The organism is Reticulibacter mediterranei (assembly GCF_016587455.1).
On the sequence record NZ_BNJK01000004.1, the window covers coordinates 50,600 to 77,151 of the forward strand.

The 26,552-nt window shown below is 54.4% G+C and carries 20 protein-coding genes; 15 read left to right on the forward strand and 5 right to left on the reverse strand.

Going from position 1 to position 26,552, the window contains the following annotated elements; all coding sequences use genetic code 11:
* Window positions 1–10: 10 nt before the first annotated feature.
* The 4 genes from cydD to cydB are packed head-to-tail and all read left to right on the forward strand — an operon-like array spanning window position 11 to window position 5,942.
* The gene (cydD, locus tag K3T83_RS54800; protein ID WP_220211577.1) at window positions 11–1,747 is read left to right on the forward strand and encodes a thiol reductant ABC exporter subunit CydD; all 1,737 of its coding nucleotides are present in this window, start codon (window positions 11–13) and stop codon (window positions 1,745–1,747) included.
* Window positions 1,744–3,504 (forward strand): thiol reductant ABC exporter subunit CydC, encoded by a 1,761-nt coding sequence (gene cydC, locus K3T83_RS54805; RefSeq protein WP_220211578.1) that lies wholly within the window; start codon window positions 1,744–1,746, stop codon window positions 3,502–3,504. Before cydD ends, cydC begins: the two co-directional genes overlap by 4 nt.
* 3 nt (window positions 3,505–3,507) lie before the next feature.
* Window positions 3,508–4,881: a cytochrome ubiquinol oxidase subunit I gene (locus tag K3T83_RS54810; RefSeq protein ID WP_220211579.1), complete on the forward strand. Its 1,374-nt coding sequence runs from the start codon at window positions 3,508–3,510 to the stop codon at window positions 4,879–4,881.
* Window positions 4,882–4,895: 14 nt separating this feature from the next.
* Window positions 4,896–5,942, forward strand: a complete 1,047-nt coding sequence (gene cydB / locus K3T83_RS54815) for a cytochrome d ubiquinol oxidase subunit II (RefSeq protein ID WP_220211580.1) — start codon at window positions 4,896–4,898, stop codon at window positions 5,940–5,942.
* Between the two features lie 150 nt (window positions 5,943–6,092).
* On the opposite strand, the gene K3T83_RS54820 is transcribed toward cydB, so the two are convergent.
* Window positions 6,093–7,706, reverse strand: coding sequence for an FAD-dependent oxidoreductase (locus K3T83_RS54820; protein WP_220211581.1), 1,614 nt, complete (start codon window positions 7,704–7,706; stop codon window positions 6,093–6,095).
* Between the two features lie 203 nt (window positions 7,707–7,909).
* Window positions 7,910–8,539, reverse strand: coding sequence for a PadR family transcriptional regulator (locus K3T83_RS54825; RefSeq protein WP_220211582.1), 630 nt, complete (start codon window positions 8,537–8,539; stop codon window positions 7,910–7,912).
* Between the two features lie 265 nt (window positions 8,540–8,804).
* Between K3T83_RS54825 and K3T83_RS54830 the strand changes: the two genes are divergently transcribed.
* On the forward strand, window positions 8,805–9,995 hold the full coding sequence (locus K3T83_RS54830; RefSeq protein ID WP_220211583.1) for an NAD(P)/FAD-dependent oxidoreductase: 1,191 nt from the start codon (window positions 8,805–8,807) through the stop codon (window positions 9,993–9,995).
* Window positions 9,996–10,019: 24 nt separating this feature from the next.
* Here the strand turns inward: K3T83_RS54830 and K3T83_RS54835 are convergent, their stop codons facing one another.
* Complete coding sequence (locus K3T83_RS54835; protein WP_220211584.1) at window positions 10,020–10,520, reverse strand: MarR family winged helix-turn-helix transcriptional regulator; 501 nt, start codon at window positions 10,518–10,520, stop codon at window positions 10,020–10,022.
* A gap of 188 nt (window positions 10,521–10,708) precedes the next feature.
* Here K3T83_RS54835 and K3T83_RS54840 point away from each other — a divergent pair, with 188 nt between their 5' ends.
* The 10 genes from K3T83_RS54840 (at window position 10,709) to K3T83_RS54885 (ending at window position 22,958) form a co-directional block, all read left to right on the forward strand.
* Complete coding sequence (locus tag K3T83_RS54840; protein ID WP_220211585.1) at window positions 10,709–11,155, forward strand: GNAT family N-acetyltransferase; 447 nt, start codon at window positions 10,709–10,711, stop codon at window positions 11,153–11,155.
* Window positions 11,156–11,231: 76 nt separating this feature from the next.
* A complete protein-coding gene (locus K3T83_RS54845; RefSeq protein WP_220211586.1) occupies window positions 11,232–12,800 on the forward strand; it encodes an MDR family MFS transporter in 1,569 nt (522 codons plus the stop codon).
* Window positions 12,801–13,114: 314 nt separating this feature from the next.
* Window positions 13,115–13,969 (forward strand): LLM class F420-dependent oxidoreductase, encoded by an 855-nt coding sequence (locus K3T83_RS54850; RefSeq protein WP_220211587.1) that lies wholly within the window; start codon window positions 13,115–13,117, stop codon window positions 13,967–13,969.
* Window positions 13,970–14,067: 98 nt separating this feature from the next.
* A complete protein-coding gene (locus K3T83_RS54855; protein WP_220211588.1) occupies window positions 14,068–15,258 on the forward strand; it encodes an RNA polymerase sigma factor in 1,191 nt (396 codons plus the stop codon).
* Window positions 15,255–16,529 (forward strand): MFS transporter, encoded by a 1,275-nt coding sequence (locus K3T83_RS54860; RefSeq protein WP_220211589.1) that lies wholly within the window; start codon window positions 15,255–15,257, stop codon window positions 16,527–16,529. The genes K3T83_RS54855 and K3T83_RS54860 overlap by 4 nt, the downstream gene beginning before the upstream one ends.
* 27 nt (window positions 16,530–16,556) lie before the next feature.
* Entirely contained in the window at window positions 16,557–17,510 is a 954-nt protein-coding gene (locus K3T83_RS54865; protein WP_220211590.1) for a DUF1152 domain-containing protein, read from the forward strand.
* Window positions 17,511–18,185: 675 nt separating this feature from the next.
* Window positions 18,186–19,106, forward strand: a complete 921-nt coding sequence (locus K3T83_RS54870) for a DUF4097 family beta strand repeat-containing protein (RefSeq protein ID WP_220211591.1) — start codon at window positions 18,186–18,188, stop codon at window positions 19,104–19,106.
* A 123-nt stretch (window positions 19,107–19,229) separates the two neighbouring features.
* Window positions 19,230–20,000 carry a class I SAM-dependent methyltransferase gene (locus K3T83_RS54875; RefSeq protein ID WP_220211592.1) on the forward strand — a complete coding sequence of 257 codons (771 nt, stop codon included), beginning with the start codon at window positions 19,230–19,232 and terminating at the stop codon, window positions 19,998–20,000.
* A 277-nt stretch (window positions 20,001–20,277) separates the two neighbouring features.
* Complete coding sequence (locus K3T83_RS54880) at window positions 20,278–21,498, forward strand: 6-phosphofructokinase (RefSeq protein ID WP_220211593.1); 1,221 nt, start codon at window positions 20,278–20,280, stop codon at window positions 21,496–21,498.
* A 188-nt stretch (window positions 21,499–21,686) separates the two neighbouring features.
* On the forward strand, window positions 21,687–22,958 hold the full coding sequence (locus K3T83_RS54885) for a phospholipase D-like domain-containing protein (RefSeq protein ID WP_220211594.1): 1,272 nt from the start codon (window positions 21,687–21,689) through the stop codon (window positions 22,956–22,958).
* Window positions 22,959–23,065: 107 nt separating this feature from the next.
* Here K3T83_RS54885 and K3T83_RS54890 read toward each other — a convergent pair whose 3' ends face one another.
* Window positions 23,066–23,911: a hypothetical protein gene (locus K3T83_RS54890; RefSeq protein ID WP_220211595.1), complete on the reverse strand. Its 846-nt coding sequence runs from the start codon at window positions 23,909–23,911 to the stop codon at window positions 23,066–23,068.
* 5 nt (window positions 23,912–23,916) lie between these two features.
* On the reverse strand, window positions 23,917–26,544 hold the full coding sequence (locus K3T83_RS54895; protein WP_220211596.1) for a hypothetical protein: 2,628 nt from the start codon (window positions 26,542–26,544) through the stop codon (window positions 23,917–23,919).
* Between the last annotated feature and the right edge of the window lie 8 nt (window positions 26,545–26,552).

Below are 26,552 nucleotides of genomic sequence, written 5' to 3' on the forward strand. Positions count from 1 at the left end.
AGGCATCATTATGAAGAGAAAACTCTTGCCTTTCTCGGTACGGCAGATACATACTACGCTCTGGTTGGTTATCGGCTGTAGTCTTGTCGCAACGGCCCTCACCATTGCTCAGATGTTCTCCTTGAGCAAGATCGTGGGTCGCGTCTTTCTGGCTCATGGGACGCTTCCTCAGGTCATGCCGCTGCTGTTCTGGTTGCTGGCAATCGTTGTGGTGCGTGCTTTGGTGATCTGGGGGCGCGAGGTGCTGGCCCGTCGCGGCGCTGTGCGAGTGAAAGTCGATCTGCGGCAACGCCTGTTTGCGCATCTGCTGCGCCTGGGGCCAGCGTTTTGTCAGGGAGAGCGCACGGGCGAACTGGTGGCAACTGCCAGCGAAGGAATCGAGCGGCTTGATCCCTACATCAGCCGTTACCTGCCTCAGATCTATCTCAGCGTGCTGGCACCATTGCTGATCTTGCTGTTCATCTTCCCGCTCGATTGGAGCAGCGCCGTTCTGCTTCTGATTACTGCCCCGATCATTCCACTGTTGATGTTTCTGATTGGCAGTTATGCGGAACAACATATGCAGCGGCAATGGCTGGCACTGTCACGTATGAGCGCCCATTTTCTTGATGTGATTCAGGGATTGACCACCATCAAGCTATTTGGTCGCGAGATGGCCGAGCGCGAGCGCATTGCCCGGATCAGCGAGGGTTTTCGTACGAAAACCATGCAGGTGTTGCGCATCGCCTTTCTCTCCGGTGGTGTGCTTGAGTTTATGACGACCGCCGCGATTGGCCTAGTGGCTGTGACGCTGGGTATTCGCCTGCTAAATCGTGGTATCTCGTTTGAAGATGCCTTCCTGGTGCTGCTGCTGGCCCCGGAATTTTATCGACCTCTGCGCGATTTAGGGACGCATCGCCACGCCGGGATGGAAGGGAAAGCTTCGGCTCAACGCATTGCCGAGCTATTGGAGACACCTCTTCCTGTGCAAAGCTCCGCAACCGCCGAACAACGTCCTGAGCAGCCGTTGACGCTGACGCTGACCGATCTCTCCTATACTTATCCCGACGCGACTGCTTCAGCTCTGCAAGACGTGACGCTGATGTTACGACCCGGCACCTGCACGGCGCTGGTGGGTCGCAGCGGCGCGGGCAAGAGCACGCTGGTCAATCTGTTGTTGCGCTTTCTGGGTGCGCAGGGTGGAAGCATCAGCGTCAATGGATTGCCACTGGCAGCGTTGCCTGTCGAACAGTGGCGCGAGTATATCGCTCTCGTGCCGCAGCGCCCCTATCTCTTTGCCGGGAGTGTCGCCGCAAATATTCGCCTCGCGCGCCCCAATGCCAGCTTTGAGGAGATCGAGCGTGCGGCTGAACAGGCGGGGGCGTTGGAGTTTATCCAGCGTCTCCCCCGGGGCTTCGAGACGGAGATAGGCGAGCAGGGGGGCCGTTTGAGCGCCGGGCAGTTGCAGCGTCTCGCCCTGGCACGCGCTTTTCTCAAGGATGCCCCCTTGTTGATTCTCGATGAGCCAACCTCGCATCTCGATCCAGAGAGCGAGGCGCTGTTTCGCCGCTCGCTTGAGCGCCTCCTACCTGGCCGCACAGCGCTCATCATCGCTCATCGTTACAATACCATCGCCAACGCCGATCAGGTGGCGGTCCTCGATGCTGGGCGGCTTGTCGAGTGTGGTTCCCCGGCATCGCTCCTTGCCAGCAATAGCACGTTTGCTCGTCTGATAGAGTCGCAGCGGGAGGAGTTGCCCATACTATGAAAGCACTGAAAACACTGCAACGTTTGCTAAGCCTGCTGTTGCCTCTGCGCTGGCTGGTGCTGCTGGCGATCGTGCTGGGCTGCCTGATGATTGCAAGCAACATGGGTTTGCTTGGTATGGCCGCCTATCTGATCGCCGCCGCTGCCATTGTGCCGTTCCTGGCGCTGCTGGCCCTTCCTATTACTATCGTGCGCTTTACCGGCGTGGCACGCCCCATTTCTCGCTATGCCGAGCGCTTGCTGTCGCATAATGTGACGTTTCGCCTGCTTGCCCGGATACGTGTGCAGGTCTATCAACGCCTGGAGCCGCTGGCACCCGGCCATCTGCTGACCTATCGCAGCGGCGATATCCTCGCTCGTCTGGTGGCCGACGTGGATGAGCTACAGCATCTCTATCTGCGCGTTGTAGCTCCTTTTGTTGTTGCTATTATCATCTGCATCTTTACCTGGGCCATTTTTGCAATCTTCAGCCCGCTGCTGGCCTGGGTCGCGCTGGCTTTTCTGATCGTGGCTGGCCTGGGTGTGCCTCTGCTCATCTCGCGCCTGACGCGCCATCTGGGGAAGCGACAGCTTGAGCTACGCGCGGCACAAAAGGATTGCATTGTTGAGGGATTGCAGGGCATTCAGGATTTGCTGGCCTATGGACAGGAGCAGCAGCAGAGCCAGAAACTCGCCCAACTTGATGCAGCTCTGAGTAAGATTGAGCGCCGGTTGGCCCTGCTCACAGGATTGCAGGAGGGGCTGCATGATCTTGTAATGCACCTGGCGCTCTGGACGCTGCTGGTGCTGGCAATTGTGCTGGTCAGTACGCAGGCGATCAACGGCGTCTATCTCGGCTTTCTGGCCCTGTTGATCCTTGCCAGCTTCGAGGCCGTGCAGCCGCTCGCTCAGGCTTTACCAATGCTCGGTCACTCGCTGGCGGCGGGAGAGCGCCTCTTTGCCATTACCGATGCATCCCCGGCTGTAGAAGAGCCTGTAGAGCCACGCCCGCGCCCGATCGCATCGGATGGTTACGGCCTGTCCTTTGACCATATCGATTTTGCGTATTCTGCCGACGATGGAGATGTGTTACACGATATTCATGTGGCGATTCGCTCCCGGAGCCGTGTGGCGCTGGTTGGTCCGAGCGGATCGGGCAAAAGCACGCTCGCGCAACTGGTTGTGCGCAGTTGGGATGCGACACGCGGTATGCTGCGTCTCAATGGCGAGGACGTGCGTAACTATCGTTTGCATGATTTGCGCAGTCTGGTTGGTGTAGTGACGCAGGACACCTATCTCTTTAACGATACCTTGCGCAACAATCTCCTCCTGGCTCGTGCGGGGGCCAGCGACGATGATCTGCGGGCTGTGCTGGTTCAGGCGCAGCTTGACGAGTTTGTACGTACACTGCCGCGCGGCCTCGATACGTGGATCGGCGAGCAAGGTCTGCGCCTTTCCGGTGGAGAGCGTCAACGATTGGCGATTGCGCGTGCCCTGCTCAAAGATGCGCCGATTTTGCTGCTCGATGAAGTGACGGCGAATCTGGACCCGCTGACCGAACATGCCCTGCTCGATGTGCTCGATAGCTTGATGCAGGGTCGTACAACGCTGTTTGCCACGCATCGGCTCGTCGCAATGGAGCGGATGGATGAAATTCTCGTGCTGCATGAGGGGCGTATCGCCGAGCGTGGCACGCATGCGCAACTTTTGCAGCGGAACGGGTTATATAGGCAATTGTTTGATCTACAGAATAATATAGTAACCTTTGCAGAGGTGTAGCATATGGATGCGTCAACGCTTTTATCGCGTATACAGTTCGCCTTCACCATTGGCTTTCATTATCTCTTTCCACAGCTTACAATGGGATTGGCGCTTTTGCTGGTCATTCTCAAAGCGCTGTATCTGCGCACGAAGGATGAGCGCTTTAACACCGCCTCGCGCTTCTGGGCCAGGTTGTTTGCAGTGACCTTCATTATGGGCGTCGTGACTGGCATTCCGATGGAGTTTCAGTTTGGCACCAACTGGTCGCGCTTCTCGGCCTATGCTGGCGATATTATTGCGCAAACGCTGGCAATGGAGGGCGCGTTTGCCTTCTTCCTCGAATCGGCCTTTCTCGGCGTCTTCCTGTTTGGCGAACAGATTTTTGGACAGAAGATGCATATGTTTTCGGCGGTGATGGTCTGGCTTGGCACCTGGGCCTCTGGTGGCTTTATCATTGCTTCAAACGCCTGGATGCAGCATCCGGTGGGCTATACCGTCGTCGGCGATAGGCTGCATATCTCCAATTATTGGGAGGTGTTGTTCAATCCCTGGATCATTCCACAATTTATGCACACGATGGGTGGCGCAGTCATCACTGGTAGCTTCTTTATGGCCGGGTTGGGTGCCTACTATCTGCTAGCAAAGCGGCACGTCGAATATGGGCGCATCTTTCTCACGCTGGGCGTCATCGTGGGGCTGATTTCCAGCGTGCTGCAACTCTATCCTAGCGGTGACATGGCGGGCAGGCAGGTAGCGGACCTTCAGCCCGTCAAGCTGGCGGCGATGGAAGGGTTGTTCAATACGGAGCAGGGCGCGGGGATCATCATTCTGGGACAGCCCAACGTGGATAATCAAACGCTCGATAACCCTATCATTGTACCGGGGGTGTTGAGCTTCCTGACCTATCGCCACTGGTCCGCCGAGGTGCGGGGGCTGAACGCCTTCCCGCGCGATCAATGGCCTGACAATATCAGCCTGCTCTACTACGTCTATCATATTATGGTTGGTCTGGGCACCTTCTTTATTGCGATTATGGGTGTGGGCTTCCTGCTCTGGTGGTGGAAGCGCCGCCTCTATGAAACGCGCTGGATGCTCTGGATCATTATGCTGGCAACTCCTTTCCCTTTTATCTCCAACACTGCTGGCTGGTTTACGGCCGAACTGGGTCGTCAGCCCTGGATCATCTTTGGCCTGCTCCATACTGCTCAAGGCTCCTCTGCTCACGTGTCATCGGGCAACGTTCTGTTTACTCTGCTCGGCTTCATGGGTATGTACCTCTTGCTGGGCTTACTCTATGTCATGTTGATGACTTTTGAGGGGTTGCGGGGTCCGGTGCCTGCTGAGGCGAAAGAGATGCAGCAGGCAGAGGGATTAGCGGATAGCAGCGCATATTGATAAGGAGAACGAAGATGCCAACACTCTGGTTTATTCTGGTTGCTTTCATGCTTACTATGTATGTGGTGCTCGATGGCTTCGATCTTGGGGCCGGAGCGATTAATCTGTTCGCGGCGCGCAGCGATAAAGAGCGCCGCCTGATCTTGCGCGCCATTGGGCCTGTTTGGGACGGCAACGAGGTCTGGTTGATTGCTGCTGGTGGCACGCTTTTCTTCTCTTTTCCGCTGCTCTACGCGTCGAGCTTTAGTGGTTTCTATCTGCCGCTAATGATCGTTCTCTGGCTGCTGATGCTGCGTGGGATTGCGATCGAATTGCGTTCGCGTATCCCCAGTCCGATCTGGTGCAGTTTTTGGGACGCTGTGTTCTTTCTTGGTAGCTCACTGCTCTCCGTCTTCCTGGGCGCGGCACTGGGCAATGTGATTCGTGGTGTGCCGCTGGCGAAAGATGCCACCTTCTTTCTGCCACTCTGGACCGATTTTTTGAATCCGCGCAGTCCGACGCCGGGCATTCTGGATTGGTACACGGTGCTGGTTGGCCTCATGGCGGTTTCGACGCTGGTACTGCATGGTGCCAACTATATTGCTGTCAAGACGCTGGATGCTCTGCATGATCAGGCTCAACAGATTGCGCGCTGGGCCTGGGTTGCGACCGTCCTGTTGAGTATTCTGGCGACACTGGCAACATTTTTCATTCAGCCGCTGGTCTATGCCAGCTTTACACAGCGTCCCTGGGGCGTGATCTTTCCGCTGCTGGCGCTGGCTGGTCTGGTCGGCTCTTTTGTGTTCCATCAGCGCGGGAACGATCTGTGGGCACTCTTCTCGTCGGGCGCGTTTATTGTCGGCATGCTGGCGAGCGCGGCCTTTAGCCTCTATCCCAATGTTCTGCCCGCCATTAATCCAGCAAACAGCCTGACGGTTATCAACGCGTCTGCCTCGGAATATGGCCAGACGGTCGGGCTGGTCTGGTGGATCATCGGTATTGTGCTTGCCTCCATCTACTTCATCTTCACCTATCGCATATTCTGGGGCAAGGTAAGCGTCACTGATACCGGAGGGCATTGATTCCGCAAGAGCATGAAATTTCACAACCAAACTTGATAATCTCATTCGTAGTGGAGCGATTTATCGCGTTGGAGCCGCATCACAGGCACCTCTATTAACGCGATAAATCGCTCCACTACGAATGAGATTACTAATGAATATCTGTTCTGGTTAAGCGACGATGGTTCGACCGAGTAGGTGTAGCAAGAGCGTTTCAAGTGACTGTTGCGCATTCTCGCTCAGATTGTATGCTCGCCAGGCGACAAAACCATCGGGGCGGATCAGCACAGCACCCTCTGCCGAGACGCCATACACATCAGGCCAGTTGCCCTCCAATTCGTGCAGATCTCCACCGGGACCGACACGGTAGGCATCGATCGGTAGTCCGTGTGCAGCAAGATGGCTGGCGGACTCATACCAGGTCAGGCCATCGGGACCGATAAGGAGTACGAAACGCGTTGTGAAGAGGTCGAGGAGCGAGATGCGTTGCCCTTGCCGTTCTACCCAGAGATGCGGAGCGCGTGTGCCGGGCTGCCCGTGTAAATCCAACGTGACGACGGGAGGAGTTGACAGCTTCTCAGGGATAATTGCTGACGAGCGATATTGGTAGCCGAGGATGATACAGGCATCGTCGATCAGTCCCTCTATCTTGCCAGGTCCATCGATAGAGATGTTGCCAGCCAGACGCAGGCCGGCCTGTTCAGTGGTGAGCTGCGCAACCGGGCGGCGTTCGTCCTCATAAGTAGTCAGCAAGACGGGTGATGCCTGTCCGTTGAGTACGGCTGCCAGTTTCCAGGCCAAATTGTGGGCATCGTGAATGCCAGTATTCATGCCAAATGCTCCTGATGGTGGCATGACATGGGCGGCATCACCAACCAGGAAGATGCGTTGTTGCTGGTAGCGCTTGGCAACACGAACGGCAGCTTCCCAGGGCAGGATACCCAGGATTTCCGGCACAAGGTCGGGGAGGCCAACAGCCAGACGCACAAGCTCCTGACAGCGCTCAGGCGTGAAGTCGGCAGGTGATTCCCCTTGCTCCGGGCTGTAGGGTGCGTTGAGTAGCCAGCGATCAGTGTTGTTGACGGAAAGTAGTACGCCCTGGATGGAGGGGTTTTTTACATAGCACACGATAAAGGGGCGATCCTGTGTGAGTGCTCGCAGATCGGCGCGGAAGTAGATGTTTATCTCATGAGCCAGTATGCCTCGACCGGTCGTAGGAATATGCAAGCGCTGACGGATAGTGCTGTGAGCACCATCGGCGGCGACCAGATAATCAGCGCGAATCGTCTGCACTCTTCCCGTCGTGCGCTCTTTTATCTGTGCGGTTACTCCATCGTCATCTCGCTCAAAGCTGACAAGCTCGCAGCCGAAGCGCACTGTGCCTCCTCGCTTGCGTACAGCCTGTACTAGAATCGGTTCCAGTTCATCCTGAGCGCACAGGCAGGATTGTGCCGGGCTGACCTGTGGGGTCAAGAGCTGTTCCTCACCTCCAAGGGTAAAACGCTCGAAGCGGCTCAGTTCGGCTCCCGCAAGGGTCTCTACTACGAGGAAGTACTTGTTGTTGACGAGGGCTGTGCCCGCTTCTCGAATAGCATCGTCCATGCCTAATTGACGAAACAATTCCATTGTGCGTATGTTAATGCCGCGCGCACGGGGATGGATCGAGGTGCCAGGATGACGCTCAATCACGAGCGATGGCGTACCTTGCTGGGCCAGAAAAAGAGCGGTTGATAAGCCAACAGGACCGCCGCCAATAATCAGGACAGGTATAGAGGTATCATACATAACAAATCTCCTATACTTTTTCGCTTTTTGTACACATGGTAAAGATCGCTTGCTTGCATCTCGTATGGTAGAATGAAAGGCAAGTGGTTCGCCGCTGGCGTGTGGTGGCTAGTTTTCCAGGCTGAGGCACCACACGCGCTATTGAGCAAGCCTGTTGTATTCAGGTGCTTCTTCTGGTGTGTTGATGGGTTGTACTTACCGATTCATCGTTCATGCTCCTTGTGGATACGTTCTGGGGAAGAACGTGGGGCTTGTGAACCGCTCTCCGTTTGTGATCTTGCCAGCTCCTTTGACTTCAGACTTTTTGCCCACTCCAGTTCCAATTCCCAGTGTTTGATCCAATGATGCATTGACTCCACCATTGACCCGATCCCTTCCTCATTCCACTCGGCTTTCCAATCCTGGGAGTAATGCACAAAGTCTTCTGCTTCTGCCGTAATATGCAGGATATGGGTTTGACAGTAATTGATGTAATGATCCAGCAAGCGTAAGCGTCCAAACGGTTCTAGTAGATCAAGAAAACAGCTTTTCTGCCAGAAGATCTTCTGATAGTCTCCCGAACTGAGATTGGTATCTCTCATGAGATCATAGAACCGCAGCTTGCCTGCATCTGTAATCCGATAGGTGCGCAGCTGATGATCGCCCTGAGAACGATGATGCTCCTGGGTATCGATCTCGATCAACCCGGATTGTGCCAGTTTTGACAGCAAAGGATATAAGCGCCCGTTGCTGACTCGTGCGTAAGGGCCGATCACGTCATTGATAATCTTTGCGATTAAGTAGCCATGTTTTGGTCCCCTCATCAGATACGCCAGGATCATGAACTCATACATGTTCCCGCCTCCCTTTCTCTCCTGACACGGTGAAGTTATACCAGATCATTGTGTAGGTCATTGTGTAGGTCACTATGACCTAGTATAGACAGAAAAAGCCGGATTGTCAAGACACGAGCAACTGAGATCCACTCTGAAGCGGTTGAGTAGCTCGTGAAGAGAAGGAACACGCGTTTTCGGTTTATCGACCCTTGAAATACACCCCCTTTTTGCGATACTGTGAAAGAAGCAATCTATTTTGTAGAAGAGTGAGAAAGGTATGGGCGTGAGCAAAGTTAAAACGGATGTGTTAATCATTGGGAGCGGCGTCATCGGTAGTTCTATTGCCTATCATCTGGCGCGCGAGGGGCTACGTGTGCTGGTGGTGGAGCGGTCGCAGGTGGCACAGGAACCGGTAGCGTCCTGGGCCAGTGCTGGTGGCGTGCGCAGGCAGGGGCGGCATCCTGCGGAGGCGGCTCTGGCGAGTGCGGCTATAGAGCGCTGGCCCTCTTTGGAGCAAGAATTGGATGCAGATCTGCACTATCGACAGGGTGGCAATCTGCTGGTGGCCGAGAGCGCTGAGGAGGCGGACGAACTGACGAGGTTTGTGCAGTTGCAACAGCAAAACGGCTTTGTCGATGTGCGGCTGCTAGATCGCCAGGAGTTGCACGAATTGGTGCCAGGTCTGAATGAGAGCGTGCTGGCAGGCAGCTATAGCGTCCATGATGGGCAGGCTGACCCCGCCAGAACGACGCGTGCGTTTGCTAATGCCGCCATTCGTCATGGAGCCATGTACTGGACCGAGGCGTGGGTGCAGGCACTGCTGGAGAGCAAGGGCCGTGTCGAGGGGGCGCGTGTGGTTCACCCCGATATCGAAGAGGTTGAGGCGGCGCATGTGGTGCTGGCCGCTGGAGCGTGGAGTGATGAGCTTGCGGCCTCTATCGGGTTGCGTTTGCCGATACGTATGCAGGCGCTTCAGATGTTGCGCTCCTCTCCGGCTACTCCCAATCTGTTGCGTCCCGTGTTGAGCGCTCTTGGTCGCTCGCTCTCGCTCAAGCAGTTGCCCGATGGAGCCTTTCTGCTGGGTGGAGGCTGGCCCGGCACGATTGGAGAATATCGGCGCTCGTATATCTTGCGCCCTGAAAGCATTGATGGCAACTGGACAACGGCCAGCGAACTCTTCCCGGCTGTGGCTCAGCAGAAGATGGAGAGCGCGTGGTGTGGTCTGGAGGCCGAGAGTATCGATGAGATTCCATTTATTGGCGCGTTATCGGACTGGCAAGGTCTGATCCTCGCGCTTGGCTTCTCCGGGCATGGCTTCGCGCTTTCGCCAACTGTGGGCCAGAGCGTCGCGGATCAGATAATGGGGCGACCTTCGCCGATGCTGGACGGCCTCAAGCCAGATCGTATCGCACACTTTACCAATGCTGAGATCGATGCGTTTCTTGTAAGCGCAGATACAGGCAGTGCTGGTTGATATGTCATAAAAGGTTGCAGCCTTTTATGACGGATGTTCAAGCGAAGAAAGCAATTTGCCGAGGAGGGTGGCGAGGGTGTGTTGTTCTTCCTTTGAAAGAGCCTTGAGGATTCGCTCCTCGTTAGCTACATGCGCGGGGAGCACAGTGTCAATAAGTTCGCGGCCCTGCTCGGTCAATTCAACGAGAAGACCCCGTCGATCTTCAGGGTCGGGAACTCGTCTCACCAGCCCCTTCTCCTCCAGACGGTCAATACGATTGGTCATCGTTGACGATGTGACCATCGTTAAACGAAAGAGTGCGCTAGGCGAGAGTCGATATGGCGCTCCAGAACGGCGCAAGGTGGCTAGCATATCGAAGCTCCATCTATACAGGCAGAATTGCGTAAAGACCAATTCCAACTCTTTGCTCATGGTGAGTGACAGCCGGGATATTCGGCCAATAATCCCCATAGGTGAGACATCCAGATCAGGACGCTCTTCTGCCCACTGTTTCAGAATACGGCTTACTTGATCTTCATTATCCATGCCCCTATTATATCTCGACGTCGAGTATCTTGACAATACTTTCTGCCAGAGGGTATAATCTCGATATCATTAATCTCGATATCGAGATTAATGATATCGAGATTATACAAGGGAAATATGGAGATTTCTACACGTAGAGGGGTTTGGCTGCTGTCAAATAGAAACCGTTCAAGAAAGAAGGTAAAGCTATGCAAGAAGAGAAATACCAGATCGTAGAACGTGCACCTACGATTGAGGAATATTTCGCTTTGCGTAAAGGGGTGGGTTGGATGTTGTTCGACGAGGAGATGACGAAGCAAGGGCTCGCCAATGCCCTGTTCTCGGCCTGTATCCTGCACCAGGGAGAGGTAATTGGCTGTGGGCGGGTCGTCGGCGACGGAGGATTGTACTTTTACGTGCAGGATCTTATTATCCTGCCAGCTTTTCAGGGCAAAGGGCTGGGAAAGCGACTGATGCAGGCAATTACGGCGTACCTGGATAGACACGCGCATCCTGGAGCTTTTATCGGACTTATGGCCGCCAAAGACATCAGCCCTTTCTATACACAATTCGGCTTCGCGGCTCGCCCGCCTGATCAGCCTGGTATGTTCCGCCGCCAGGGAATGCCCCTGCCTGATGAGCCTGAAAACCGCTGAGTTCGCAATGGCATTGACCAGAAGTAGCAATGTCCACAATACATACACGACTCTTGTCTAGATGGATTCCTTACTCATGTCAAAGTCTACAAAAACGCTTGTCATTCTTGCGCTCATGCTGGTGCTGGCACTGACAACCCTGGAAAGTACGGTGGTAACGACTGCCATGCCCAGCATCGTGGGGCAACTGGGCGGCATCACGCTCTATTCCTGGGTCTTCTCGGCCTATCTTTTAGTCTCTACTACATTTATGCCTCTGTATGGCAAGCTCGCAGACCTTTATGGTCGCAGGATCTTGCTCTACATTGGCGTCGGCATCTTCCTGATCGGTTCGGCAGCCGCTGGAGCCGCGCAATCGATGGAGCAACTGATTATCTATCGAGCTATACAGGGACTTGGAGCAGGAGCAATCCTACCTCTCGTCCTGATCGTTGTTGCCGATCTCTCCACGACGCAAGAGGAGCTTGCCAGTAAACAGGGGGCCATAGGAGCGCTGTGGGGAGTATCGAGCATTGCCGGGCCATTGATTGGCGGCTTGATCGTTGATCACATCTCCTGGCGCTGGGTCTTCTTTCTCAATATCCCTCTGGGCCTGATTGCGCTTGCTGTGCTAATCGTCGCCTATAAAGAGCAGGTAGCACGTCAGAAGCATCAACTCGACTACCTTGGAACAGCCTTGATTAGCGGCACCATTCTGGCCCTCTTGCTGGCGTTGATCCAGGGAGGCACCTCCTGGGCCTGGACCTCGCCGCAGAGTTACGGCCTGTTCGCCATCGCCATTGTTGGCACCCTCGCCTTCGTCTTCGTCGAGCAACGGGCTGCCGAGCCAATTATTCCGCTTGATCTCTTCAAAAATCGTGCCATTGCCCTGGCATCGCTGGGCGGCTTTCTGCTGGGTGCTATTGTGTTCGGTGTGACGACCTATGCCCCCCTGTTCATTCAAGCAGTGCAGGGGGGTAGCGGCACCGAAGCAGGTCTCACGGTCATCCCGTCACAACTGGCGTGGTCGATTGTCTCGATCATGGCAGCATTCTTCGTACAACGTCTGGGCTTTCGGCGCATGTTACTGGTGGGCAGCCTGCTGATGGTGGTTGGCTGCGTTATGATGACTTTTTTGCAACGGCAGACCGGCCTGGCATTTGTGATCGCAGCTGTAGTCGTTGTGGGCCTGGGCCTCGGGTTTGCTAACACGGCCAACACGGTAGCAGTGCAGGTGGCAGCTCCCAAGCCTCTGGTAGGTGTCGCTAGCGCCTCGACCCAATTTGTGAGGCTGTTGGGAAGCACAGTAGGGATTGGCGTGATGGGCAGCATCTTGAACGCTCAGATCTCCCAACGTTTCAACCCGATTGCTGCCCACGTGCCTTCTCTCGCGGAGCAGATGCACAAAGGGATCTCGCCAGCTACGCTGCTGCTCACGCCTGAGCTACGTGCCCCCTACCCTCTCGCATTGCTGGAGCAGCTCCGGGAAGCATTTATGCAAAGCCTCTTCTGGGTCTTTCTACTAATGCTAGTTCTGGCTCTTGTTATCCTGGTGCTGATGTTCTGGTTCCCGGCAGGCAACATAGAGCATCAAGAAGCTTCAAGCGTTGCCTCGCAGGAGAAGGAAGTGTTACAAGGGGGGTACAGAGGGGCGGAAGGTCAGTAACCAATTTTGCACGAAAATACCCCTGGCTGTCCATCTTGCCAGGGGTATTTCATGTTGGGAAAGCGGTAGTGAGTGGGTCCAGAACACGCGTACGCATGACCTTTTGCAGACCGCGAGGTATATCGGGATCGAAGCTCTTGTTCAGCGCTAGATTCAAAGCTGGCAGTTGACCGGACAGAACAGCGGTGATCGGGATGCATCCTTAATAATGGTTTGATAAAGTGGTGAATTCCTCTTGATAGATTGAGGGAAGTGTGCTGCAATGTAGGGGATTGCTGATGTGGTTTCGATGCCTGTGCAAGGAGCGTTAGTAGATGAAATTTGGTTTGCATGGTATAAATTATGGCAGTTGCAGCATCCCGGAGAATATGATACACGCGGCGCAAACGGCGGAGCGCTGCGGCTTCGATTCGCTCTGGACGGGAGAACATATCGTTTTGCCCGATCCCCCTCCTCGTGGTTTTCATCAGCCGCCGGACCGACCCTATCTTGATTCGTTGATCGCCCTGACTTATTTAGCGGCTCATACGTACACGATTCGGTTGGCAACGGGCATCATTATTTTGCCGCAGCGCAACCCGCTTGTGCTGGCGAAAGAGCTGGCGAGCCTGGATGTGCTTTCGGCTGGTCGCCTTGTGGTGGGCCTGGGTGTTGGCTATCTCGAACCCGAGTTTCGGGCGCTGGGCATTCCCTTTGAGGAGCGCGGGGAGCGAACCGACGACTATCTGGCGGCGATGGAGGCCATCTGGAGTCAGCCGAAACCCGCCTATCATGGCCGTTTCGCCTCGTTTGCAAACGTGCAGTCTTATCCGCGCCCTTTGCAGCGACCCATACCACCGCTTGTCTTTGGTGGACAGGCTCTTCCCGCCTTGCGCCGCGCCCTCGAACGGGGACACGGCTGGTATGGCTTTGATCTCAATCTGTCCGGCATCGCACGCGTGCTTGAGACCTTGCAACAGCTTGCGCTCCCCGATCTGGTGACGCGTCCAACTGAGCTGGGCAAGCTCGAAATATCGGTGCATTTGCGTGTGCCGCTCACCGTTGATCTGGTGGAGCAACTCGCCGCAAAGGGCGTGGATCGTATCGTTGTGAGCCTGCCTCTCAACGCCGATACCGATACATTGACGCGCTTCATCGAACGAATTGCGAAGACAATGATGAAAAAATAACAGGTCCGATTAATTTCGTCCCAATAATGCGTTATGTTTGTGGCTCTCAGCGCGACAATGGGGTAACAACGATTGTCTCGTCGCACTGAGAGGAACATATGAGTAAGCAAACTATGGAGATATCCGACGCATTCGTCTCGCCAGAGGAGCGCGTGCGGCTGTTACGCTATTGTAGCAACGTTGCGAAAAATGGCGATGTTGCCGAAGATCTGGTTCAGGAGACGCTGCTAGAGGCGTGGCGACATCGGCATGCCCTGCGCGATGTTGAGCGCAGGGAAGCATGGCTCTTTGGCATTGCCCGCAACGTCTGCCTCCGCTGGCAGCGCTCGCGGGGGCGCGACACGGCACATCTGCTCCAACAACACTCGCGTCAGGATATCCTGTTGCCATCGCTGGAAGACGTGCTGGCCGAAGATTTCGATGTCGCAGTCGAGCTTGAGCGCAAAGAGTTACTTGTGTTGCTAGACCGCGCTCTGGCTCTGTTGCCGCCGGAAACACGAACCGCCCTGGTTCAGCGCTATGTTGAGGAGTCGCCGATTGCCGAGATTGCCGCGAAATTGGGGACAAATACCGGGGCGGTTGCGATGCGGATTCAGCGTGGCAAAGTCATCATGCGCCGCGTCCTGACAAACGAAATGGGGCAGGAGATTGCTGATTATGCCGCCGACGCCGGAGAGCGCTGGGAAACGACCCCGCTCTGGTGTAATATCTGTGGCGATCGGCACCTGTTAGCTCTGTACAATCCCCACGAAGGCAAATTTCTGCTCAAATGTCCACTTTGTAGTCCGGATGTGGTTAGCAACCGTAACCATCTTGCCGCGCTTAAAGGGATGAAGGGCTACAGGCGATTATATGCTCGCCTGACTACCTGGTGCAATGACTACTACCGCACCGGGCTTCGTGATGGCTCTATCGCCTGCATTGCCTGTGGGCAGACTGTGCCAGTCTCTATTCTGACCCCAGAACAGTTTCCGCGCTGGCTGCGAGAGCAAGACGAGATGCGCGCATGGATACACTCTCCTCATGAGCGCGCTGTGACAGTGCTGTGTGAAAGCTGCAAGGCTTCCTGTATCACTTCATTGGAGCCGCTCGCGTTAGAGACGGTGCAGAGCCAGCAATTTCTACGTGCGCATCCACGCGTTCGCACGCTGCCCCGGCAATATCTGGAGATCGACGGACGCGCGGCTATTCTCTCGCGTTTTGCAAGCGTCACCGATAGCGCCGTGCTGGATATCATCTCAGACGAAGAAACATTCGCGATACTTCACATTGCAGGAGGAGCACTATGAGCAGTTCGGAGCAAGCGCCGAGAACTGCTAACCGTCTCCCAATCGTCGCATTTTTCGTGGGGTGTGCTATCTCCAATGTTGGTGATATGTGTACGCTGCTCGCCATTCCCTGGTTTGTGCTGCAAACAACCGGCAGCGTGACCCAGACGGGGATTACGGCCTTCTTTGCGACTTTGCCAGCAGTCTTTTCGGCGTTCTTTGGTAGTGTACTGGTGGATCGCCTGGGCTATAAGCGGACCAGCGTTATTGGTGATCTTGCCAGCGGTATTACGATTATGTTGGTGCCATTCCTGTATAGCACAGCGGGCCTCGCCTTCTGGCAGTTGCTCCTGCTCGTTTTTCTGGGCGGGCTGCTCAAGTCGCCTGCAACGACAGCACGCCACGCTCTGCTCCCCGATCTGGCAGAACTGGCGTCGATGCGTCTGGAGCAGGCCAACGCGTTCTACGATGGGATTGGCCGCATCGCCGGACTGATCGGTGCGCCACTTGCTGGTGTGTTGATCGCTGTGATTGGAACCAGCAATCTCCTCTGGCTCGATGCTGCTTCTTTTGCCATCTCAGCCCTGCTTATAGGCTTTGCCGTTCCCTTCCAATCAAGTAGGCAAGCGACAAAGAGTGAAAATGGCTATTTTGGGGCATTGCGGGAAGGTGTGCGCTTTATCCAGCATGATACGCTCGTCCTCTCGTTCGTTGTGGTGATCCTGATTACCAACCTGATCGATGCGGCTTTCTTTTCTGTGGTGGAACCCGTCTACATCAAGCACATTTTCAACAGTGTTCTCCCTCTCGCTCTGATAACCGCAACGATGGGAGGAGCGGCCTTTGTTGGCACATTGCTCTTTGGCCTTTTTGGTCATCGCCTCCCACGCCGTCTCACCTGTGTAATAGGGTATACTGTTGGTGGAGCGCTGCGTTTCTGGATATTCCTGTATCTGCCTATCCTACCTGTTCTCATTGGGTGGCATATCATCGCGGGGCTTGGCATCGCCGTTGTCAACCCGATTGTAGGAACGGTGATGCAGGAGCGGTTACCAGCCGAGATGCGTGCAAGGATCTTTGGCGCGGTGGGCGCTGGTATGCTGGCCGGGATTCCGCTTGGTACATTTCTCAGCGGCTATGTGGTCGCCTGGATCGGATTGCAGATGACGCTGCTGATAATGGGAATACTCTATTTCGTGACGACGCTCTCTCTGCTGGTCAATCCTGCATTGAAAGCAATGGATGTGCCTCTTGAAGAGGTAGGGGGAGCAACTGTGTCTAAGGTCAAATAGAAGAGAACATCATATATTGAGGGAAAAATGCATTATTTGACGCTGCCTTTCTTTAAAGAAGTTGAACAGGCTCAATCCATTTTGTTGGCGGGCGCTGGAGGAGGGTTCGATATCTTCTGTGGTCTGCCGCTCTATTTTGGGTTGCGCGATCAGGGAAAGCAGGTTCATCTTGCGAATGTCTCGTTTTCTCCCCTCTTCTCGGCAACGGGCCGCTGGTTGTCGCCTGCCTTGATGGAGGTGACGGCGGCTACACAGGGCAATAGTCGCTACTTTCCCGAAATGTATCTCGCCCAGTGGTTCGCGGCACAGAGCGAGCAGGTGCCCATCTATTGCTTTGAGCGCACAGGTGTACAACCATTGCTCACCGCCTATCAGACGCTCATCGATCTGTTGCATGTGGATGCAATTATTTTGATCGATGGCGGCACTGATAGCCTGATGCGTGGAGACGAGCCGGGTCTGGGCACGCCCGAAGAGGATATCGCCAGCATTGCCGCCGTGCATCAACTCCCGCTTGCCCACAAACTGTTGCTCTGTCTCGGCTTTGGTATCGATACGTTTCACGGCGTCTGTCATGCCCATTTTCTGGAAGCTGTTGCTGAATTGGCGCGCCGTGATGCTTTTCTGGGAACCTGGAGCCTGACAAAAGAGATGCCAGAAGTACAGCGCTATCGTGAGGTGATTGAAGCGGTTCTGCGCGCGATGCCGAAGCATCCCAGCATCGTTTCCACCTCGATTCTTGCCGCGCTTGATGGCCTTTTTGGTGATGTGCATAGTACCGGGCGAACAGCAGGCAGCACGCTCTTTATCAACGCTTTGATGACGCTCTACTGGTGCTTTCGCCTGGATCCTGTGGCTCAAAGGATTCTCTACCTGAACGATATCCTGCATACACAGACGATACGTGATCTCACCTATGCCATCGAGCTATTTCGCACTACGTTGCCAGCAACGAAAGGCTGGGTTAATCTTCCGATCTAGTTCAAGGAAGGGCCGCGCTTTTGGTTATTGGTCGATTATGACGTATGCGATGAAGTGATATCCTCCGTCCAAATGGTAGCAGTTATATTGATCGCCAAAAGGTATAGTCGCTTCAGAAGTGTTATCAACCGTATGGATGTTCCCTGTATAATTCCCTGTGCAAACCTCGTCAACACCCCAAATTGCTACAGGGGCCGTTCCCCAATTCTTAAAACAATCCCAGTTTTGATCGTAGTCGGCGATCAAGGAGAATATCCTTGATCGCACGAGGCAAGGCACAGCCGTATGTTGCCCTGCCTAAAGAAACGGTTACTCCTTTCCTAGTCTAACTCGCTTTCTTTGCTTTTCTCTTCCCTACATCCCCCAAATTATGCCAGAGCTGAAAATACTCAATACTTTAGCTCTATAGCGTGGTGCAAGAGCCTCGCATGACGTTTCAAAATCTGAGATATATAAATGTCGTACCTGGCAGGCAAGAAAATTGCATATGTATGGTGATATTTATCACAGAATTGGTATTTCTTACCAGAATGCCTTGACATAATCGTTCGTGATCTGGTAATATTCTTCATATGAATTGCATATAAACATCAAATCAAGTCAAAGAATTGTTTCGCAGAGAAGAGCATACTCCTGAAAGAGTTTGGAGAGCAAAGAAAGGTAGAGGAAAAATATATGGCACAGCAAACATTTTCTGTATTGACCAGGCGGCCTCGCGTTGTTATTGATCATGTTGATGGCGATCTGAAAGTGCGTTCCTGGCAGAGACAGGAGATTCGTGTCGAATCGGCAGAGCCGGTGGTGGGAATGCGTCAAGAAGGCGATACATTGACGATCAACGATTATCGCGGCGATCTCACCCTCTGGGTGCCTGGAATTAAGGGTGGCTTCCTTTCGTTTTTGACCGGCGTTTTCACCTCCCTGTACGTTTCGCACCTGAGCCGCAGTGCTACTATAGAGGGAGTTGGCAACGTTGAGCTACAGGAGATCGGCGGTCAGGTGGTGCTGGAGAACATTTATGGCAATGTGAAGCTGGAAGGCATTCAAGAACTGGCCCAGCTGTCTGGCGTGGGTGGCAATCTGCGAGCCACTGGTGTTGCAACCTTGCGCTCGCAGCGAGGTGTGGGTGGTAACGTTACGTTGACAACTCTTCAGGTAGCCGAGCTGGACAATGTTGGCGGCAATTTGCATGCCTATCATATCGAGCGCGTGTTACAGGTGCGCAATGTTGGTGGCAATGCTCATGCGCGAGATTGCGCCGGGGCTGAAGTGAATGTCACGCATACGGGCGGCAATCTACATATTGATGGGGCAGCGCTGGCGGATTCCTGCTCAGCAGGAGGCAATGTGGATGTCTGGGCCAGCGTTCCAGTTGATAGACAGGTCCGCTTGCATGCTGGCGGCAACGCCACTATCGATTTCCCGGCAGATGCCAACGTTAGCGTCTATGCACACGCTGGAGGAAATATCACCTCGCCCACTGTACAGCGTCACGGTGGCGGCAGCTTGAACCTTGTCTACGGCAGCGGACTGGCCCGGCTTGATGTAGCCGTTGGTGGCAACGTTCGCTTACAGGGAGAAGCAATCCCACGATAGACCGTTGTTTTGTACTTGCTCGATTTATCGCAATCGAGCAAGTACAAATGTTTTTAATAAATGATAGAAAAATATATATTTTAGTTTACTTTATGAAATAAGGACTATAAAGGAGAGATATAAATGAACAACTCTCTCAACGCAATTGCGCGCCAGCTTGCCCGGCGACATGGGGAATATGGCATTGATGCGCCGTATGTACCGCTCATTCTGGGGATGGTCGGGCTGTTCCTGCTCGTCGTTGCCATCGTAACTTTATGGATATTTCATACCTCCATTCTCAGTATCATTATCTTGATCTATGCTCTCTTCATATTCTTGAACGCGGCCAGCTATCTCTACACGACGCGGTGGGGAAAATTTCAGGTCTGGGCCGAAACGCTCACCGAACTCCCATTGCGTGGCGATGAGCAGGTGCTTGATATTGGCTGTGGTCGTGGAGCCGTGCTGTTGATGGCAGCTGCTCTGCTCTCGACAGGCAAAGGAACAGGTGTTGACCTGTGGAAGACCAGCGACCAATCCGGCAATGCTCGTTCGGTGACGCTACACAATGCTCAGGTGGAGGGCGTAGCTGATCGGGTTGAACTGCTCACGGCAGATATGCGGGAACTGCCATGTCCTGATGATTCTTTCGATGTGGTGCTTTCAAGTCTGGCGATCCACAACATCCAGGAGGCCACAGACCGGGAGCAGGCCATCTCTGAGGCTGTGCGTGTACTCAAACCTGGTGGCAGGCTCCTCATCGTTGATTTCCGTGAAACGCAATCTTACGCTGCATACTTGCAGAAGTTGGGTATGGTTGATGTTACACACCGTATCCTTGATTGGCGTTTCTGGTACGGCGGTCCCTGGACCGCTGCGAAACTGGTGAGCGCACGCAAAATCGCTCACTGACTCTCCCTCGTCGTAGTTGCGCGATAAACCGTGCTTTTCTCGAATATTTTGTTATGTGAGAAAAGCACGGTTTATCGCGCAACTACGACAGAAGACATCGCGCTGTAGAAAATGTTTACTCTGAAACTATTGGATATTTTGTCCACTAGGCCTTTCGGGGTACTGTTTCGTTTGCCGGTTACAGCTTTCGCTAATTGTGGTATTCTAATATCCCGTAGAAACATAAAACATCGGAGGCCCGTGCTTTTCGATGATAGCGATACATGGAGGATTGTTTATGCCCACGCAGATCTCAAAACCTATCCGTTCACTGGGCATTTTGACTGGCGGTGGCGATGTACCCGGTTTGAATGCAGCTATTAAGGCTGTTGTGTACCGCGCCGCGTCGCTGGGCATCACTGTGACCGGCCTGCGTTCCGGTTGGGAGGGTATTACCCTGCTCGACAGGAGCCGCAACCGCGAAGAACTTGTGTTCAATGCTGATGATCCCGACACCTGGAAGGGCGGCTATTTAATGCCCCTCACACGCTTGAATACGCGCGATATCGAGCGATTGGGCGGCACCATTTTGCAGTCCACACGCACCAATCCCGCTCGTATGCGTGTGAAAGACCTTCCTGAGTATTTGAAGTCGTATGGTGATGGCCATGACCCGGATGATCGCATCGACCTCACGAAAGAGGTACTTGCAAACATCGAGTATCTCGGATTGGATGGCCTGATCGCTATCGGTGGCGACGATACGCTGAGCTATGGAGCCAAGCTGATTGAGCAGGGCGTGCCAGTCTGGGCTATCCCTAAGACGATGGATAACGACGTACCCGGCACCGATTATTGTATCGGTTTCCAGACGGCGATCAGTCGTGCGGCTGAGTTTATCAATCGTATCCGCTCAACGGCTGGTTCGCATAGCGAGACCGTGATCTTCCGTCTCTTTGGTCGCGATGCAGGCTTCACCGCGTTGGAAACGGCGATTGTGACCTGGGCGGACCGCCTTGTGATCCCTGAAGTGCCCGCCAACATCGACAAGCTGGCTGATCTGATCGCCAATGACCGCCGCAATCCGCAGAACTACTCGACGGTTGTGATGTCCGAGGGTGCGAACCTGGGCGTCCCAGTGCCTGAAATTGGGCCTGCCGATGCCTATGGTCATCGCAAAAAGACCAATGTTGCTGAGTTCCTGGCCGACGAGCTTTCGAAACGTATGCCCAGCGTGCGTTTCCTTCCTATCGATCTCACCTACTTCCTGCGTAGTGGTGAGCCAGAAGTCTATGATAAGCACATGGCAATCTTTTTCGCCAATATGATCATGAGCTTCGTGGAGAAGGGAACATGTGGCGTCATGGCGGCCCATATCGACGGTCGCTTCGTTGCTACCGATATCCCGGGTAAGAACCTGTCTGCCCGCCGCGTTAACCCCGAAGATTACCATTCCGTCCGCTATCGCCCACGCTTTGAGAGTATCAACGGAACGTACCGACCGCAGAACCCATCGTAGTCATTACTCATTGCTGATGAAGGTGAGCGCGCAAAATCGCTCACCTTTTCTCCTTTTTTCCTCTCATTCAGTACTTTTCTAGAAATGTCTTCCGCTTTTTCCTTCTTGCTACGTATTATTATTATAGGGTAGTAAAATCGCAATCATTTTTTGTGAGAGGTACTATATCATTTTTTGTGAGAGGTACTATGGCTTCATTGCGACAACAAATAGAGCGTGTCCACCTGCCACGCATTTCTTTCTGGCGCATCATCAGGCGAGCACTAGCCGTGATGCTGGCGCTGCAAAGCCTGACAGTGACGGCACTGATCGTTATTTCTGCTATTCGCAATCGACATCATAAAGAGGTGAAGAGCTTTCCACATATGCGCCTGGATGAGGTGCGTGTGGGCGATAATCTGCTCCAACTCTACGGCTATGGCCGCGAACTCTATGATGCCATGCTGGAGGCAATTGATAGCGCGCAGGAGTCGGTCTATATCGAGTCTTATATCTGGAAAGGAGATGAGGTCGGTAGCGAGTTCCGCGACCACCTGGCAAAGAAAGCTGCTGAGGGTGTTCCGGTCTATGTCATCTTTGATAGCTTTGCCAATCTGGTGGTTCCTACATCCTTTAAAGAGTCGTTCGGCGAAGACATTCATCTGCTTCAATATCAGGCGCTTCGTCATCCCTCCTATTTCTTTGATCCGCGCCGCTACTCGCTGGATCATCGCAAGCTACTGGTGGTTGATGGCACGAATGGCTTTATCGGTGGCTACAATATTGGCAGCCTGTATGCGACCGAGTGGCGTGATACCCACCTGCGCATTCGTGGACCAGCCGCCGGGGATCTCGCCAGTTCGTTTATTGCCTTCTGGAATCGTTTCTGTGCGAAGGGCGATCAGATTACCCGCCATTATAAGCGCTGCTTCGATCCGCTGATCAATCTACGCGGCAATGATGCTCTACGCCTGACCTTTCCCATTCGCGATATGTATATCGATGCAATTGATAGCGCCGAACAGACGATCCTGGTGACGAATGCCTATTTTGTGCCCGATCACATCTTACTTAACGCTTTGAAAGCGGCGGTCAAACGTGGCGTTGATGTGCGAGTGCTGGTCCCCTGGATCTCCAATCATATCGTGACCGATTGGGTTTCGCATGGCTATTTCGGAGACTGTCTGCGGTCTGGTATACGCATTTTTAGTTACAAGCATGCCATGCTCCACGCCAAAACATGTACGATTGATGATCAGTGGTCCACTGTTGGCACCGCGAATCTGGATCGTTGGAGTTCTATCGGCAACTATGAGATCAACGTAGAAATTTTCAGTACAGATTTTGCCCGTCAGATGCGCACGCTGTTTGAGCTTGATACCTCGAACACCTTTGAGTTGACGCTTGAAGAGTGGAACAGTCGACCCTGGTATACCAAGCTCAGCGAGAGGATTCTCGCGCCTTTACGCATCTTGATGTAACAGAGTATCAATCGGGAGAGAAACAACTGTTTTCAAAAATGTATTCAAAGTCGCTCGCGCGGCATCGGAGAAAAGGGAAGGGTGTGGCAGCTTTCGTTTTTTGATTCTCATCTATCTGCCTGCCTCTTCTGTGGATCCTGATCTTGGGAACGCTCTGCCTCCCCAGTGAACTCCGGTGGGAGGATATGTTTGAAAGGCCAGAGCATTCCCAGAGCGATGAACGGCGAGCGATCGCCCTCTGGGTGCGCTGCGGATGGTCCACTGCGCCAGAAGAGGGCGGCGATACCTACCAGTACCAGCCCGATCTCAATGCAGAGCAGCAGCCATTCGTCGGAGAGGTGATCTTGAAAATTGCGCTTGAACAAGCCCTCGATAAGCAGCAGGAGGAGAGCCATCAGGCCATAGCCGGCCAGGTAAAGGCGGCATTTTTCTGGAGTGCTCGCGGCGAAGAGACTCTGATGGGCCACAAAAACGCTGATGCATAAAAGGGCAAAGGGAATCGGTGGAGACGTGTTCCCCCACCACAGAATATTGAGAAAAATCCACGCCACCACGCCCTGAAGCAGCAACGCCCCCTGTAATGGCCGGAACTCGGTCAGAGTTTGCACTTTCCGCTTGAATGAGTGCAGCCCGGGCCTGGGAGCCTCGCTCACCTGAAAGCCAAAGATGAATGAGAGGAACCAGAAGAAGCAAAAGAGCAGCCAGATCAAGACAATTTGCAGGAAGTAGGGTACGTCGGGCAGGTGACAGATCAGCGCATCGCTGTTCGAGAGGGTAGCATTAGGACAGAGCAGATTATCCCACACGCCCAGACCGGCAAGTATGGTCAGCGCGCACAGAAAGGCCGCGACGATCCACCAGCGTGGTTCAGCAGCGGAGCCGCGTCCCCGACGCTGAGCAGGCCGATCCGCCGGAAGAGGTTCATGGATAGCAGGGAAAAAAGACTCTTGCATTTTGATTACCTCACGTATGGAACAGAGGATGCGCGCCGGGAAAAAGCGGCCACCAGCACCCAGGCATGCACGCCGGAGATACGCACAGGGTAGACATCGCCAGGGAGATGCGGTGCACCTTTCTGTATATCGGCGTCTCGACCGCAGACAAACATCCATTGCGGCACCTGCACCCCCGCCGGTTCCTGGTACACGACCTGTTTCGCCCGTTCCAGGGCCTCTCGCCAGACTTCGGGTGTATCCATGGCCGCGGAGAGGTTCACCAGCGGCCCTTCACAGTACGAGCGTGTGACCTCGCGGTTCCATTCCAGCAGGAGTGCCTGAAGCTCCTGCTGGCTCAATAGAAAAAAGCGCTCCCCCACCTCGGTCAAAAAGTGCCTGTTCAGCGCTTGCGTTGTCGAATGCCAGGTCTCCACAGGCGCACGCACACGCACTTTCGCCAGTTGTTCAACGGCATCATCGAGCGTGTTTTTTTGCTCCTGCTGAAGCATTTCGCCGTTGACGACAAACACATCCCTTGAGCCGGCAACACCCTGGAAAAGCTCGCGAGGGATACGCCCAGCTTGATCGGCAAGTTGGGCGCGCATCTCCGCCAGAAACGTTGCCATATGATCGAGCCGCTGGCGTATGTTCAGCGCTTTGCTCTGCACAACGTTCAGCAAGAGCAGGCGTAGCTGGTCCTCGCGCTGCTCGCAGAGATAGGCATAGTAACGGCGATAGAAGGTGAGAAGGTCTGCGCGAGCCTGCCTGACCTCCCACACACGTTTCCCGTAGAGCAGTCCATAGCCAAGAACGACAATGCTGACGACAAACGCGCTCATCACAAGCGGCGCCTCGGTTGTCGGCGGAAACCAGGGGAACGAGAGCAGCGTGAGCAAAACCGCGATGAGAAACGGGATGGCGGCGAGCATTTGCGCGGTGCCTGAAGGCACTCGCTGCTCTCGCCAGGCTCTTCGCTGCTCCAGGTGCTGGACGGTGCACGCCTCCTGCTCTGAAAATTGTGGAGAGAGCAGGCTTAACGATGGGATAGAAGCGACAATTGGCTCGCTGACCAGTATACTCTCCTGCATATCCTCCATCACAACTGGCTCAGCAGGCATCCCCTGCCTTTGCTCACTGACCGGACTACCCCGGCGCTGCAAGCCGTCAGAAGCAGATACCCAGGGACCGCTGGCAAGATCTGCCAGGAAACGCTGCGCTGCTTGATAATCCCGCACATGCGTTCTGTGCCAGAGACGCAGATTTGTCCGGAGTTCTACCAGGCGATCTTCGAGTTCATCGATAGCGAGAGTCGCGAGTCCCAGACCTGCCTCATCTTCTGTACACAATTTCTCGATGAAGTCTTGAAGCTCTGTGCAAATATGCTGAGTTACCGCGTCCCAGGCTCGCGTAGCCAGCGCGTCCCATTCCGCGTAGCTAGCTACGGCCTGCTCGGCTCGTTGAGAAACAAACGTACTCCAGCTCACGCTATGGTCTCGCCGGTTGTTGTAATCGCGCCGGACCTGCTGCGGCCAGAAGAGGGCAAAGAGTGCCTGGCTGCGTTCGTAGAGCTGCTGGTACAGATCTGGTGGCTCCTGCAAAGAGGTGGATCGATCCCTGCTGGTCTGTCCACCAGCTAGCAGCGCAGGCAGTTCACGTGTCAAAATACTCAGGTCGGCCTCAGTGCGCCCGGTGATAAAGTCCAGCGCATCCCCTTTCAAGTGCCGTGCCTCATTAGCCAGGGGGCGTTCCTGCACGTCTTGTATCTCGCCTTTGATCGACCTCACCAGGCCGCGCGCGCTTGCCCGAACCTCTCTCTGCCTGGACGGAGCAAATCGGTCATCCTGGAGATCCCGCAGCCAGGCATCCAACATCTCGATACTCAAGCGCAAGCTGCCATATTCTAGCAGAGCCTCCTGGGGACAAAGAATCAGGGATGTGCCCAGGCCTCCCACATTTGCGCCCGCCGCTGGTCCTGTTCCTCCCCGTACGGCCTCTTCAAAGAACGGCTCTGTAGTCAGACCGGTGGCTATCAAAACGAAAAGCGCTTCAGCAGCCGCGTAATAAGATTCGGCCTGTGAGATAAATGTTGGAACGGGATAGGTGAGCCTCTCTCCATAGAGATAACAGAAAGTGTTTGCGATGATCTGCTCGTTTGCTACAGAGCCGGCTGCGACCATTTCAGACGTAGGATTGCCTGCTGTTTCTTGCTTCACCTGATCCGTATGCAATACGGAGCAGACCAGGGTATGGCAGGCCATGTTCGCTAATTGCTCCTGTACCAGCTTAAGAACACGAGCTGGTTGATCCTGCGAGGCATCGCCCACGATATAAACCTGCGTCCGGGGGTTGGGAACGGGATAGCCAGCGGAGATGATCTCTCCAATCCGCCTGCTGGCCTGGACATCCTTCAGCGCCCGTTCTACCATTTGCGCGAACGTTCCTTCTTCGTTGGACGCCTGACCATCGAGGTTGAGAGAGACGGCGTGTTCGGAACCCGAAGTAAACTGGAGCAGCGCAATACTCTGCCAGAGTACCTGGTCGAGCCTGGCAACCCGAAGAATAGCCTTAAACTGTTCGCAGATGCGCTGGCCTACCTCATCGACAAAAATGAGCAGGCTTGGACGAAAACGCAGATCGATCTGTGGTCGCATAAGTTTTC